General features: G+C 35.5%; 15 protein-coding genes. 11 read left to right on the top strand and 4 right to left on the bottom strand.

All coding sequences use genetic code 11. From position 1 onward, the window contains the following. Positions 1-138 precede the first annotated feature (138 nt). The 7 genes from PWP26_RS02050 (at position 139) to tatA (ending at position 6,491) form a co-directional block, all read left to right on the top strand. Entirely contained in the window at positions 139-885 is a 747-nt protein-coding gene (locus PWP26_RS02050) for a slipin family protein (RefSeq protein ID WP_287568052.1), read from the top strand. A 100-nt stretch (positions 886-985) separates the two neighbouring features. Beyond that, positions 986-1,210 (top strand): DUF465 domain-containing protein, encoded by a 225-nt coding sequence (locus PWP26_RS02045; RefSeq protein WP_022855360.1) that lies wholly within the window; start codon positions 986-988, stop codon positions 1,208-1,210. A 69-nt stretch (positions 1,211-1,279) separates the two neighbouring features. Continuing rightward, positions 1,280-2,971 carry a biosynthetic-type acetolactate synthase large subunit gene (ilvB, locus tag PWP26_RS02040; protein WP_353735819.1) on the top strand — a complete coding sequence of 564 codons (1,692 nt, stop codon included), beginning with the start codon at positions 1,280-1,282 and terminating at the stop codon, positions 2,969-2,971. Between the two features lie 19 nt (positions 2,972-2,990). Beyond that, positions 2,991-3,488 carry an acetolactate synthase small subunit gene (gene ilvN / locus PWP26_RS02035; protein ID WP_038060241.1) on the top strand — a complete coding sequence of 166 codons (498 nt, stop codon included), beginning with the start codon at positions 2,991-2,993 and terminating at the stop codon, positions 3,486-3,488. Positions 3,489-3,565: 77 nt separating this feature from the next. Then, positions 3,566-5,509, top strand: a complete 1,944-nt coding sequence (locus tag PWP26_RS02030) for a transketolase (protein WP_301398863.1) — start codon at positions 3,566-3,568, stop codon at positions 5,507-5,509. Next, the gene (tatC, locus tag PWP26_RS02025) at positions 5,509-6,252 is read left to right on the top strand and encodes a twin-arginine translocase subunit TatC (RefSeq protein WP_051754524.1); all 744 of its coding nucleotides are present in this window, start codon (positions 5,509-5,511) and stop codon (positions 6,250-6,252) included. The genes PWP26_RS02030 and tatC overlap by 1 nt, the downstream gene beginning before the upstream one ends. 17 nt (positions 6,253-6,269) lie before the next feature. Beyond that, on the top strand, positions 6,270-6,491 hold the full coding sequence (gene tatA, locus PWP26_RS02020) for a twin-arginine translocase TatA/TatE family subunit (RefSeq protein ID WP_038060239.1): 222 nt from the start codon (positions 6,270-6,272) through the stop codon (positions 6,489-6,491). A 133-nt stretch (positions 6,492-6,624) separates the two neighbouring features. Here the strand turns inward: tatA and PWP26_RS02015 are convergent, their stop codons facing one another. The 3 genes from PWP26_RS02015 to dsrA form a co-directional block, all read right to left on the bottom strand. Then, positions 6,625-6,882, bottom strand: a complete 258-nt coding sequence (locus PWP26_RS02015; RefSeq protein WP_038060237.1) for a dissimilatory sulfite reductase D family protein — start codon at positions 6,880-6,882, stop codon at positions 6,625-6,627. A 34-nt stretch (positions 6,883-6,916) separates the two neighbouring features. After that, a complete protein-coding gene (gene dsrB, locus PWP26_RS02010; protein ID WP_051754629.1) occupies positions 6,917-8,080 on the bottom strand; it encodes a dissimilatory-type sulfite reductase subunit beta in 1,164 nt (387 codons plus the stop codon). 151 nt (positions 8,081-8,231) lie between these two features. Then, complete coding sequence (dsrA, locus tag PWP26_RS02005; protein ID WP_287568055.1) at positions 8,232-9,530, bottom strand: dissimilatory-type sulfite reductase subunit alpha; 1,299 nt, start codon at positions 9,528-9,530, stop codon at positions 8,232-8,234. Between the two features lie 205 nt (positions 9,531-9,735). Here dsrA and PWP26_RS02000 point away from each other — a divergent pair, with 205 nt between their 5' ends. The 4 genes from PWP26_RS02000 (at position 9,736) to PWP26_RS01985 (ending at position 12,207) form a co-directional block, all read left to right on the top strand. Continuing rightward, positions 9,736-10,413 (top strand): cell division ATP-binding protein FtsE, encoded by a 678-nt coding sequence (locus PWP26_RS02000; RefSeq protein ID WP_287568056.1) that lies wholly within the window; start codon positions 9,736-9,738, stop codon positions 10,411-10,413. Continuing rightward, the gene (locus tag PWP26_RS01995) at positions 10,394-11,254 is read left to right on the top strand and encodes a hypothetical protein (RefSeq protein WP_301398862.1); all 861 of its coding nucleotides are present in this window, start codon (positions 10,394-10,396) and stop codon (positions 11,252-11,254) included. The genes PWP26_RS02000 and PWP26_RS01995 overlap by 20 nt, the downstream gene beginning before the upstream one ends. Continuing rightward, positions 11,244-11,891 (top strand): hypothetical protein, encoded by a 648-nt coding sequence (locus PWP26_RS01990; RefSeq protein WP_301398861.1) that lies wholly within the window; start codon positions 11,244-11,246, stop codon positions 11,889-11,891. The genes PWP26_RS01995 and PWP26_RS01990 overlap by 11 nt, the downstream gene beginning before the upstream one ends. A 67-nt stretch (positions 11,892-11,958) precedes the next feature. After that, complete coding sequence (locus PWP26_RS01985; RefSeq protein ID WP_287568059.1) at positions 11,959-12,207, top strand: zinc ribbon domain-containing protein; 249 nt, start codon at positions 11,959-11,961, stop codon at positions 12,205-12,207. On the opposite strand, the gene PWP26_RS01980 is transcribed toward PWP26_RS01985, so the two are convergent. Further along, positions 12,204-12,827: a tetratricopeptide repeat protein gene (locus tag PWP26_RS01980; RefSeq protein ID WP_287568060.1), complete on the bottom strand. Its 624-nt coding sequence runs from the start codon at positions 12,825-12,827 to the stop codon at positions 12,204-12,206. The genes PWP26_RS01985 and PWP26_RS01980 overlap by 4 nt on opposite strands. Between the last annotated feature and the right edge of the window lies 1 nt (position 12,828).

The following is a 12,828-nucleotide window of genomic DNA, read 5'->3' as shown; positions in this document are numbered from 1 at the left end:
GACAGACTCCTCTCGAGGCTTTTAAGCCTAAGAGTTATGGAGTCCTTGTCCCTCTTTATTTTGTTGTTGTCCATATTATTACTATACAACGCAACATATGTTAAGCAAAAACTAACATAAAAATTGCAGGAGGGTGTTATGAGTTTTACGTTAATTTTCATTGTTATTTTGATCTTACTGTTTTTACAAACCTCAGTAAAGGTAATTAATGAATATGAAAGGGCGGTAGTTCTTAGGTTAGGTAAATTTTTAGCGGTTAAAGGCCCAGGGCTGATTATACTCCTTCCAATCATAGATAAAATGGTAAAAATAGACCTAAGAACGGTTACTTTAGACGTTCCTCCTCAAGAGGTTATTACTAAGGATAATGTTTCTATTAAGGTAAGTGCCGTAGTATATTATAGGGTATTAGACCCAGAAAAATCTTTTCTTCAAGTAGAAGATTATCATTATGCTACCAGTCAATTAGCCCAAACCACCTTAAGAAGCATCTGTGGTCAAGCAGAGCTTGATGAAGTGTTAGCCGAAAGAGAAAAACTTAATCTAAAAATCCAAGAAATCCTTGATGCAGAAACAGAACCTTGGGGTGTCAAGGTTTCGAAGGTAGAGATTAAAGAAATAGACCTTCCAGAAGAAATGAAAAGGGCTATGGCTAAACAAGCTGAAGCTGAGAGAGAAAGAAGGGCCAAAATAATCAGCGCTGATGGTGAGTACCAAGCCTCTAAGACCTTACTTGAAGCTGCCCAAATTATGGCACAAAATCCAATAACCCTTCAACTAAGGTATTTACAAACTCTTACAGAGATTGCAAGTGAAAAAAATTCCACAATACTCTTTCCTTTACCTATTGAACTGTTAAAAGCATTAACAAATAACCCTAAATAAACCAAAACAATGAGTAGTAATTTCTTATTTTAAAGAATTTTTTCACATGATATGTTTTTAAAAAATATGCATATTATCCTTTAAAAGGAGGGAGGTAAAAATGGACAAAGAGCTGGTTAAAAAATTTGCCGACAAATATCCAGAAATCAATGAGCTTCTTGAGAAACATCAGGAGATGGAAAACCAAGTAGCTGAACTTTCTCAAAAACCTTATCTTACCCCAGAAGAAGAGGTTAAACTTAAGGAACTTAAAAAGGAAAAACTTTATATTAAAGAAAAAATATATAAAATAATAAAAACAAAAGAAGGGATAGAGATAGACTAAAAATCTATATCATTTAAAAAAGTTTTTAAAGTTATATACTCTTTAGGAGGGATTGCTTTGGGTGCGATTATGACTGGTGCAAAAATGGTGATAGAAGCTTTAAAGCGAGAGGGAGTGGAGGTTCTTTTTGGATATCCTGGTGGGGCAATCTTAGATATTTATGATGAGCTTTACAAAACACCAGATCTAAAACATGTACTAGTAAGACATGAACAAGGAGCTACACATGCTGCTGACGGGTATGCAAGGTCTACAGGTAAGGTAGGGGTAGTTTTGGTTACTTCAGGACCTGGTGCTACCAACACGGTTACAGGAATTGCTACCGCTTATATGGATTCTATTCCGATAGTAGTACTAACTGGTCAAGTTCCTACTAGGTTAATCGGAAATGATGCCTTTCAGGAGGTAGATATTACTGGAATAACCAGGCCTATTACCAAGCATAATTTTTTGGTAAAACGTATAGAAGACCTTCCTACCATCATAAAAGCAGCCTTTTATATAGCAAAAACAGGAAGACCTGGACCGGTTCTAGTGGACATACCTAAAGATATTCAACAAGCTAAAGGTGAGTTTAATTACCCTGAAGAAATAAAACTAAGAAGTTACAATCCTGTTTACGAACCTCATATAAAGCAGATAGAAAGGGCTTATCAACTTTTAGAAAACGCAGAAAGACCTGTCTTGATGTTAGGAGGAGGGGTAATTTCTGCTAATGCTTCTGAAGAAGCGAGGAAATTAGCTGAAAAATTAAAATTACCGGTGGTTATGACCCTGATGGGGTTAAGTGCTTTTCCTGGCGACCACGAACAGAGTTTGGGAATGTTAGGGATGCATGGTACCTACTATGCAAACATGGCAGTAGCCAACTGTGACGTACTCTTAGCCGTAGGGGTACGTTTTGATGACCGAGTAACTGGCAAAGTAGATGCTTTTGCACCTGGAGCAAAAATCATTCATATAGATATAGACCCAAGTTCTATTCAAAAAAGCGTAAAAGTTGACGTTCCTATAGTAGCAGATTGTAAAAGGGCTTTAAAACGGTTATTAGAGTTTGTAAAACAAGGAGGAAAAGATAAAAAATACTGGGAAGAACGATTTACCGATTGGTGGGAACAGATTAACATCTGGAAAAGAAGGTATCCCTTGACCTACAAACAAGAAGGAGATTACATAAAACCTCAGTTTGTGATAGAAAAACTATGGGAACTTACTAAAGGGGAGGCTATCATCGCCACCGAAGTAGGACAAAATCAGATGTGGACTGCGCTTTTTTATAAGTTTAAACATCCTCGGTCGCTTATTACCTCAGGTGGATTAGGCACGATGGGATTTGGTTTCCCAGCAGCAATTGGAGCCCAAATAGGTAACCCTGATAAATTGGTAATAGATATAGCAGGAGATGGATCTATTCAGATGAATATTCAAGAATTAGCCACCGCTGTAGAGCAAAGACTTCCTATTAAAATCATCATTTTAAACAACGGGTTTTTAGGGATGGTCCGTCAATGGCAAGAACTTTTTTACGGAAAAAGATATTCTGCAGTTAAATTTCAGGTGATTCCTGACTTTGTTAAGTTAGCCGAAGCCTATGGAGCTGTAGGAATGAGAATAACCCGACCAGAAGAAGTTGAACCAGCGTTAAAAAAGGTTTTGCAAACGAATTCTTTGGTAATCCTTGACATCCATATTGCTCCAGAAGAAGGGGTCTTTCCGATGGTACCTGCAGGAAAGGCCACCACAGAAATGATACTTTTATAATATGGAAAAGGGGGAATTTATGGAAACCAAAAGATATACCCTTTCAGTCCTTGTAGAAAATACACCCGGAGCTCTTGCCAGAATAGCAGGACTTTTTAGCGGAAGAGGATTTAACATAGACAGCCTTTGTGTGGCCGAAACTTTAGACCCTACTCTTTCACATCTTACCTTGGTAACCCATGGGGACGAGCAAATATTAGAGCAAATCTTAAAGCAATTGAGAAGGCTTATAGATGTTTATAAAGTGGTTAACGTAACCGAAGAAGGAGATCACGTTGAAAGAGAAATGGCTCTTATCAAAGTAAAGGCTGAAAAGGAAAACAGAGATGAAATCTTTAGAATTTGTGAAATTTTTCGCTGTAAAATAGTAGACGTAAGTCCCAAAACCTATGTAATAGAAGTTACAGGTGATAGAGATAAGTTGGAAGCAGTGATAGAATTACTTAAACCTATGGGGATCAAAGAAATCGTAAGAACAGGAGTTATAGCTATCAGAAGAGAAAAAAAATCCGGTTAAAAATTAAGTCTTTCCTCTTGATTTTTCTATATCTCAAGTTATAAATGTTAATCAATTTTTACGGTTGAGGTGTCAAAATGCTTAAAATAGACATAAAACAGGGAAGTCTTACTGAAGAACAGATAAAATGGTTTGAAAAAGCTTTTAGAAGATGTGCTAGAAGGATTATTCTTTCTACTACTTTAGCAGGATGTGGGCATCCAGGTGGGTCTCTTTCTTCTTTAAGTTTACTTTTGGTAGTCTATTCTTTAGCTAAGGTTAACCCGCAAAATCCTAGGGCATTAGAAAGAGATAGAATCTTAATTAGCCATGGGCATATAAGTCCTGGGGTTTATAGTGTGCTTTGCGAATACGGCTTCTTTCCTGAAGAACCCTTTTTGATGGAATTCAGAAGGGCTGGTTCTGCTTTCGCAGGGCATGTAGAACAATCAGTACCAGGGGTAGAATGGAACACAGGTAACCTTGGTCAAGGCCTTTCAGCAGCCTGTGGTATGGCTCAAGCGTTAAAACTTAAAAATCTTTCTAATCTTGTGTTTTGTTTTATGGGAGATGGAGAACAACAAAAGGGTCAAGTAATCGAGGCCAGAAGATGGGCGGTTAAATTTAAACTTGACAATCTTATCACCTTAATAGACTATAATCAGTTACAAATAGGGGGCAAAATTTCTGAAGTAATGCCGCAAGATTTGAAAGCAGAAATAGAAGCCACAAAATGGAATGTATTAGAGATCGACGGACACGACTTTCAACAGATTTTTCAAGCACTCAAGGTTGCCATCGAAAAAAAAGTATCTAATCCTGAACATCCTACAGCTATCATAGCCCACACGGTGATGGGCAAAGGAATTTCTTTTATGGAAAATGATCCTAAGTGGCATGGGATGGCTCTCCCAGAAGATTTAGCTAAGAAGGCTTTAGAAGAGTTAGGGTTTGACCCTGGTGAACTTGATGTTTTAAAAGAAAAAAGAAAAACCTGGAACGTCAGTTTTCCACACCAAAATTATGATCCTCTACCAATAGAACTAAAAATCCCAGCTCCTACGATTTATCCACCTGAGGTTAATACAGATTGTAGAAGTGCATATGGTAAGGCATTGTTAAACCTTGCTAAAGAAAACAACCCTCCAACAGGAACTCCAAAAATTTTGGGTTTAACCTGTGACCTTGAAGGTTCGGTAAAAATGACAGATTTTAAAAAATGGTCTCCTCAGGCTTTTTTTGAATCAGGAATACAAGAACATCATACAGCTTCTGTAGCAGGCGCCCTCTCTAAAGAAGGATTTTCAGTATTTTTCTCTACCTTTGGAGTGTTTGCGATAGATGAAGTCTACAACCAACTAAGAATAAACAGTATCAATCGTACAGCGTTAAAGGTGGTAGCTACTCACCTTGGAGCTGACGTAGGAGAAGATGGGCCTACTCATCAGTGTATAGATTATATAGGTCTTTTGTTAAATCTTTATGATTTTGAAATTTACATTACTGCTGACCCCAACCAAACAGACCATATCATAAGATATATAGCAGACAAACCTCGTAACATCTTCGTAGGAATGGGGCGGTCTAAACTGCCGGTGGTTACCAAGGAAGATGGAAGTCCTTACTTTGACGAAAATTATACCTTTATTCCTGGCAAGGCTGATTGGATAAGACAAGGTGATAAAGGAGTTATTATTACCTACGGTACGATGATACCTTATGCTTTAAAAGCTTGGGAAATTCTAAATTCTGAAGGAATTAAAGTAAGCCTTTTAAATGTAGCCTCTATAAGGCCTTTTCCAGAAAAAGACTTATTAAAAGCCTCTGAATTAAAAAATCTTATCATCGTAGAGGATCATCTGGTAGAAACAGGTCTTGGTACAAGGATAGCCAGTTTTTTTGGGCTCAAACAAATTAAAGTAAATCTTAAACTATTAGGACATAAAACTATTTGCTCCTCTGGTAAACCTTCGGAACTTTTTAAACAAGCAGGGTTAGACCCAGAAAGTATTGCTCATACCATGAAACAAATGTTAAAATAATGAATTCCCAGATTAAAGAAGTAGAGGAGAAAAAACTAAGTCTAATTGAACACTTATTAGAACTTAGAGCTTGTCTAATAAAGGCATTTATTGGTTGGGTTATTGCTTCTGTAATTGCTTATTTTTTAGCAGACCACATCATAGATTTATTATTAAAACCTTTAATGAAAGCTATACCTCAACAGAATTATGTATTTTTCCGTACCTTTCCTGAAGTTTTTGCTTCTTATCTTAAACTTTCTATAATAACAGGTTTTATTTTTGGTAGTCCTTATATTTTTTATCAACTGTGGTCCTTTATCGCCCCTGGACTTTATCCTCATGAACAAAAATGGGTAAAAACTGCAGTATTTTTAACCTCTTTTGCGTTTATTTTAGGAGACCTTTTGGCTTATTTCTTTTTTTTACCGTTTATTCTTAAATTCCTTTATTCTTTTGGGGAAAAATTTCTGGTTTTTAAACCTTTTTTAAAAGACTATATAAGTTTTTGTCTTCGTTTTTTTTTAATCATAGGGGCGGTGTTTCAAATACCATCTTTTATGGTTTTACTTAATCGGTTAGAAATAGTAAACTACGAAGGATTTAAAAAATTTAGACCTTATGCAATCCTTCTCGCCTTTTTTATAAGCGCTATACTAACTGGTGGAGGAGATCCTTTTAACCAAATTATTTTAGCCATACCCTTGACACTATTATATGAAACAGGTATAATTTTAATCAGGTTATTTAAAACACTTAAATAAAAAGGAGGCTTTCTGATATGTTACCCAGCTTAGGAGGTCAAGAGCTTTTTATAATACTTTTCTTAGCTTTACTCTTGTTTGGGGCTAAACGTTTACCTGAAGTAGGAGCAGGGTTAGGGAAAGGTATAAAATCCTTTAAAGAAGCTCTTCGTTCTGCCGACGTCAAAGAAGATTTAGAAAAATTAGAAAATCAAAAAGAAGAAAAATCTAAAACTCAAGAAACTTCTAATAAAGTTTAAATCTTAATAATCTCTTGATTTTGATCACTTTTTTTCAGGTTAAATTTTTTATTTTTAAAATTTAAAAATTTATTCAAAAATAAAACAGGGGGGACTTTAAGTCCCCCCTGTTTTATTAAATTATTGGCTAACTTTATTCTTTAGGTTTTTCTACTCCTGCTTCCAACCCCATACCTACGCCAGGTAATCCAAACATAACCGTACTACCAGTAGAGAAATACTCTAACTTCCCTTCTCTTACCAACTCGTTAGCAGCATTCTTAATCTCACGGGGGTTGGCATCAGGAATTTCTCTTTGTAAATCTTTTAAATAGATCTTAGTTTTACCACCTTTTTTAACCTTTTCTTCCATTATTTGAAGTATCTTCTGTTTCAATTCTTCTTTATCCATAACACACTCCTTTTCAAAGTTTTTTATTTTAATTTTACTTAAAAAGTTCTACTTTATAATTTTCCGGAGCATTAAATACTTCATCTACATGTTTGGTGAACTTAAAGTGCATAGAAGTTCTGTAGGTAGTATAAGCAAGTCTGTAATCGTCAATACACTTTTCAGTAAATGGAATACCGGTTAATTCAAAGAATCTTTCCCAACCAATTCTGTTAATCCAAGTACCAATCCTTTCGTACTTATTAGCATGCTGAGAATAGATCTCAATAATCTTTTTAATCCATTTAACAGTGGTTGGCCAACGAGGAGGTTCATTAGGAATATAAGGTATTACTACTCTTGAAAATTCAGGAGGAGTAATCCTGTTAGAAACCTTTCCACCGACCACAATAGCAATACCATCACCTTCTCCGTCAGCAATAGGTAAAGCTGGACACATGGTATAACAGTTACCACAGAACATACAACGATCTACATTTATTCTAACTGTCTTTTTCTTCTTACCATCTACTTCAGCAGTAGCAGGTTTGATAGCACCTAAAGGACAGGAAGCTATAACCAATGGTATTTCACAAACATGTTCTAACCTTTCGTCTTCAACCAAAGGTGGTTTTCTGTGAATACCAACCAAGGCAAGGTCAGAACAATGCACAGCACCACACATGTTAAGACAACAGGCAAGGGCTAACTTAGTCTTTGCAGGAAGTTTATGAGATCCAAAGTATTCAAATAGTTCATCCATGATAGCCTTAACTATACCGGAAGCGTCGATAGCAGGAGTATGACAGTGGATCCATCCCTGGGTATGGACTATGTTGCTAATACCTGCCCCTGTACCACCGATAGGAAACTTATAAGAACCATTAGGATGTTTCCTGTTTTTCAAGTCTTCTATAAGAGCCTTTAAAGTTTCTTCATCAGTTACATGAAATTCTACGTTATTACGGGTAGTCCAGCGTACATAACCGCCACAATATTTATCTGCGATCTCACAAATTTCTCTGATGTAGTCTGTAGTTTCCAAACGAGGGGTACCACATCTTACCACATAAACTACATCACCTGTTTCAGACTTATACTTTAAAACCCCAGGTTGGATTATCTCATGAGAAACCCATTTACCATAGTTTTTCTGAATAACAGGTGGCATAAACTGCCAGAAATAAGGAGGTCCTATATCGGTAATTCTGTTTTCCATGGGTTTTTCAGGGTTATACAACTTTTCTGCCAAAGTTGGGTCATAGGGCTGTGTATAAATCGGGTCTAACTCTTTAAATTTTTCAATTCCCATTTTACCCTCCTTTTATTTTAAAATATTTAGGTCTTTATTCATCAAATCCATCCTCACCTTAAGCAGGGTGGCGTTTTCTAAATTCAGCCACGTCTCTGGTCCAACCACCCTCAACCTCTTCTTCCTTCCAGAAGATGTATGGGTTGTCACGAGGTACTCTTACATGCTGAGGAATAGGTGTAAGTCCCATAACCTCGGTGATAAACTTGTTCAAACCAATTCTCTGGATAAGTTCACCGATACGTTCACGGTTCTTTCCATTTTCCATCCAATAATCCCAGGCCTTATAGATAAAATCTTTAAGTTCATCATAAGGTGGTTCCACCTTCATAAAAGGAACAATAAGGGTAGAAAGCTGAGCACCTTCTAAGATCGGGGCTTTAGCTCCGATCAATATAGCGATACCGGTATCTTGACCAGGTCTTAAAGCCTCTGGCATAACAGCTATACAGTGCATACACCTGTTGCATTCACTGTTGTTGATATAAAGCTTCTGCTCGTTTTCATCCCAGTACATACACTTGGTAGGACAAAGGTCAATAACTTCCTTCTTAATATCAAAAGGACCCCAGTCTCTGTCAGAAAAAGCTCCGGCATTAGGTTTAAGCTCACCCCTTACATATGCCCTTACTGCTTCTTGATCTATTCTAATTTCATCTCTCCAAGTACCTATAAAAGACATGTCAGCTCTTGCTACAGCAGCCACACAATCTAAGGGACATCCAGAAAATTTAAACTTAAACTTATATGGAAATGCAGGACGGTGCAATTCATCTTGGAAAGCCATGGTTAACTCATAGTCTAATTCTTGAACATCTATCAAAGCCCACTCACAACGGGACTTACCCATACAGCAAGCAGGGCTTCTTAAGTTAGAACCAGAACCACCAAGATCCCAATGAAGCTGATGAGTTAAGTCAAAAAAGATAGGCTCAAGCTGATCAGTAACCGTACCTAAAAGAATGATATCACCGGTAGAACCATGAAAGTTAACAATACCGCTACCCCTGCTATCCCACATATCACAGAGTTTCCTTAAAGCTGAAGTATGATACCACTTTCCTGCGGTATGGTGCACACGGATAGTATGGAAAGCCCAGATAGCAGGAAATTTTTCCTGCTGGTCAGAATAACGCCCAATAACTCCACCACCATAACCAAACACACCAACAATACCACCATGCTTCCAATGGGTCTCTTTGTGGGTATAGGAAAGTTCCATCTGCCCCATTATGTCAAAACAGGCTTGTTTCTTGTGCTTCTCACCATAAGAATAAATGTCATCAACAAAACTTGGCCAAGGACCAGTCTTAAGCTGGTCTACTTTTGGTGTATCATGTTTTTTCACCTCGCCCATTGTACCCTCCCTACAGTTTTTGTATAGAATACATTTTATTGATCTTGAATTATATGTCAAGAATAAAAAATTTAAATTAAGGTTGATTTTCTAATTAATTCTTTAAATTTTTCTTTTTTACTTTGTTTTTTTAGTTTTTTTTATCTTTTGCTACTGTAAAATTTTGGTTGCCTTAGATAAATTTTTAGATATACTCAAAGATGTTATGGAAATTTTTGTTATAGAAAAGGTAACCAAAGTTTATAACCCCTATTTTAAAGTGTTAGATGAAGTATCTTTTATCGTAAAAGAAGGAGATTTTTTGATCTTAACCGGACCGACTGGAGCAGGTAAAACCACCCTTCTAAAGTTACTTTACCGAGAAGAAAAACCTACTGATGGAGAAATATTTTACAAAAACCTCCCTTATTCTAAGCTTAAACAACAAAATTTTCTACATCTAAGACAAAATTGGGGGATCATTTTTCAAGATTACAAACTAATACCAGACTTAACGGTTTTCGAAAACATAAAAATCTCTTTAATCCTAAGCAAAAAAAAAGTCCCTAAGATAAAATTTCACATCTTAAACTATCTCGAAAGATTTAATCTTGCACCTAAGGCCTTTAAAAAAGTAAAAGAACTTTCAGGAGGGGAACAACAAAAAGTAGGTATTATAAGAGCTATTATTAGAGAGCCTGAATTATTGATAGCCGATGAACCTACAGGTAATCTTGATCCTGAAAGCATAAAAGAAATCATTAAAATTTTTCAAGAATATCAACAAGCAGGAAAAACGGTAATCCTTGCTACCCATGACCCGGTGATTCTACAACTTAATGCAGGGAGAATCCTTAGATTAGAAATGGGAAGGTTGGTAGAAAATGTTCAAACTTCTTGCTAAGTTAGAAATTAAAAAGGGTTTACTTTATTATCTCTTTTTTGTTCTGTTTTTCTTTTTTTGGAACTTTTTTTCTTTGGTGCTTATTTATGCTTATGTAGGTTTATTTACCTTAGAAAAACATTGGAAAGATCAAATAACCTTAAGTATTTTTTACTATCCTAAAGACCAAGAACAGTTAAATAACTTTGTTAAAGAACTCCGAGAAAGTTTTTCTTCTTTCACAGAAAAAATTGAAGTAGTTACTCCAGAAATGGTCCTAAAACAAGCTCAAAAAACCCTTCCCAAGGAAATAACCCAAATTTTTACTGAAGAAGAGCTCAAGGAAAATTTACCTTTTCTCATCAAAATTTATCCTAAATCTTTAGGAAGTTATATAGAACTTACAGAGCGTTTAAAACTAATCTCCGCCTCAACCCCTGCTTTAGAGCTTCAAAACCCTAAATATTTTAAGTTTCTAAAACTAAGTTTTTTTCTCAAATCAGGGATAATCGGGTTTTGGTGCAGCTGGATAATAGTTTATATCGGGGCTATTTTTTTTATAAATAACTTATTAAACAACCTGCTTTATCAACAATATAAACTGATCCTTCTTTTAGGAGGTAATCCTTTTTATCTAAAATTCATCAGGTTGGGTTTTTTGGTTTCTCTCATAACCTTAGGATTCTTTAGTTCAGGTGCTACCTTTTACTTAGCGGTAAATTCTTTAACAAGTATCATAAACTTTCCTCTTTTAGATATATTTTGGGTAAATTCCTGGTATTCTTTGGTGTATTTTATTTTTTTAGTAGTATTAATACCTTTTTTAAGTGTGTGGATAAGTTTTTGGAGTTATGAAATATAGAAAAATTTTAACTATCTTAGGTTGTCTTATTCTGATGCTCTCAAAAAATAATGCTTTATGTCTTCCTGCTCAAGACTTAAAATTAAAGGACATAGAAAGAAGATTAACAGACATAGAAAGAAGATTAACAGACATAAAACAAACTAAAAAAGAGGTTTTGAGAGAATATCTAAAACTTTTTATCAAAAACCATCAGATTTCTTATTTAAAGGATGAATATCCTTTAAACAGGTTTTTAGAAAAAACCTTACTCAAAAAAATAATCCAACTAAACCAAGAAAGGTTAAGATTAGAAACTAAAAAAGCAGAGCTTATCAACATGTATTTGTTTAACAAACAAATTATTTCTCAAGCTATAAATCCTGTTTCTGGAGAGGCTATTAACCCAGGAGAATATAGTTTTAAACTAACCCCTCCTGTTTTTATTAGAGCTCCTATCTCTGGGATGATAACAAACATAAAATACTTACCAGAAGGTATTATGATTAAAATAGAAAATGAAAAATGTAATTCTTCTTTGTTTCCCTTAAGTACTCTAAGGGTGAATTTGGGAGAAAAGGTGGTGATAAAAGAAATCCTTGGTGAAGTTAAAACTCATAACTTTATCAGAGTAAAGATAAACTGTAGTTATCAGTAATGTTTGGTTTTCTTAAAATCTTTGATATAATTAAACATCAAAAAAGTCTAAATGGAGGGTGGTGTTAATGCCTATCTATGAGTTCAAGTGTGAAGACTGTAAAACTGAGTTTGAAGTTTTTTTGAAAAACAAAGAGGAATTAGGCTCAATAGAGTGTAAAAACTGTAAAAGCAAAAACGTTAAAAGACTGATGAGTGTGGTAAACTCTATCGTTAGTGGTTCAGTGGGATCTTCAGACAAACCAAGGATCACAGAATCTCATTCCTGTCCGTCAGGAACTTGCACCCATATAGAACTACCTGGTTATGGAGATTAATCTTTGGTATTTAAGTTAGATTGTTCCTTTTCTAAAATTTCTAACCCTTCTTTTACCTTTTCTGCAAGCTCTCCAGCTCCTATTCCTTTGTATATTTTATAGGCTAAAGAATAAGCCTCTTTAGCTGCCTCAAAGTTATTTTGGAGTCTATACACATCCCCTATCCCTACCAAGGAACGAGCTGCTCGATGGGCATCTCTATATTTTTCTCCTATCTCTAAGTTTCTGTAAAGATAAGGAAGCATCTTATCGTATTCATTTTTTGTACGATAAACATGTATGATCTTTTCTACTATAACCGCCACACTAAATTCATCTTCTGCGGTTTCACATACATCTAAACAGGCTTTATAACACCTTAAAGCCTTTTCTATATTTCCTCTCATATGGTATACATCTCCTAAAAAGTCTAAGATGTTAGCCATTTCTTTATAAGCCTGATGTTGTTGAAAAAACTCTAAGGCCCTTTCCATAAGTTCTATGGTATCAAGGACTTTTCCTTCAGTCCAACACTTATGAGCTTCTATACAGAGTTCATATCCTGGTTTCAACTCCTCTGAAACCCCTAGTTGTTTAAAATAAAGCTCTTTTCTTTTCTCGATAAAGTTTTTATCTTCCATG

It is taken from the genome of Thermodesulfobacterium sp. (assembly GCF_030445475.1).
Classification (GTDB): domain Bacteria; phylum Desulfobacterota; class Thermodesulfobacteria; order Thermodesulfobacteriales; family Thermodesulfobacteriaceae; genus Thermodesulfobacterium; species Thermodesulfobacterium commune.
This window is presented reverse-complemented; position numbering and strand designations above follow the sequence as displayed.

What these genes read in the sequence shown, in the direction of transcription:
- PWP26_RS01990 (WP_301398861.1), top strand. Translation starts at nt 11,244, where the DNA reads ATGAAATATAGAAAAATTTTAACTATCTTAGGTTGTCTTATTCTGATG.
- ilvB (WP_353735819.1), top strand. Translation starts at nt 1,280, where the DNA reads ATGACTGGTGCAAAAATGGTGATAGAAGCTTTAAAGCGAGAGGGAGTG.
- PWP26_RS02045 (WP_022855360.1), top strand. Translation starts at nt 986, where the DNA reads ATGGACAAAGAGCTGGTTAAAAAATTTGCCGACAAATATCCAGAAATC.
- PWP26_RS01995 (WP_301398862.1), top strand. Translation starts at nt 10,394, where the DNA reads ATGTTCAAACTTCTTGCTAAGTTAGAAATTAAAAAGGGTTTACTTTAT.
- PWP26_RS02000 (WP_287568056.1), top strand. Translation starts at nt 9,736, where the DNA reads ATGGAAATTTTTGTTATAGAAAAGGTAACCAAAGTTTATAACCCCTAT.
- tatC (WP_051754524.1), top strand. Translation starts at nt 5,509, where the DNA reads ATGAATTCCCAGATTAAAGAAGTAGAGGAGAAAAAACTAAGTCTAATT.
- ilvN (WP_038060241.1), top strand. Translation starts at nt 2,991, where the DNA reads ATGGAAACCAAAAGATATACCCTTTCAGTCCTTGTAGAAAATACACCC.
- PWP26_RS01985 (WP_287568059.1), top strand. Translation starts at nt 11,959, where the DNA reads ATGCCTATCTATGAGTTCAAGTGTGAAGACTGTAAAACTGAGTTTGAA.
- dsrB (WP_051754629.1), bottom strand. Translation starts at nt 8,080, where the DNA reads ATGGAAAACAGAATTACCGATATAGGACCTCCTTATTTCTGGCAGTTT.
- PWP26_RS02030 (WP_301398863.1), top strand. Translation starts at nt 3,566, where the DNA reads ATGCTTAAAATAGACATAAAACAGGGAAGTCTTACTGAAGAACAGATA.
- PWP26_RS02015 (WP_038060237.1), bottom strand. Translation starts at nt 6,882, where the DNA reads ATGGATAAAGAAGAATTGAAACAGAAGATACTTCAAATAATGGAAGAA.
- tatA (WP_038060239.1), top strand. Translation starts at nt 6,270, where the DNA reads ATGTTACCCAGCTTAGGAGGTCAAGAGCTTTTTATAATACTTTTCTTA.
- PWP26_RS02050 (WP_287568052.1), top strand. Translation starts at nt 139, where the DNA reads ATGAGTTTTACGTTAATTTTCATTGTTATTTTGATCTTACTGTTTTTA.
- dsrA (WP_287568055.1), bottom strand. Translation starts at nt 9,530, where the DNA reads ATGGGCGAGGTGAAAAAACATGATACACCAAAAGTAGACCAGCTTAAG.
- PWP26_RS01980 (WP_287568060.1), bottom strand. Translation starts at nt 12,827, where the DNA reads ATGGAAGATAAAAACTTTATCGAGAAAAGAAAAGAGCTTTATTTTAAA.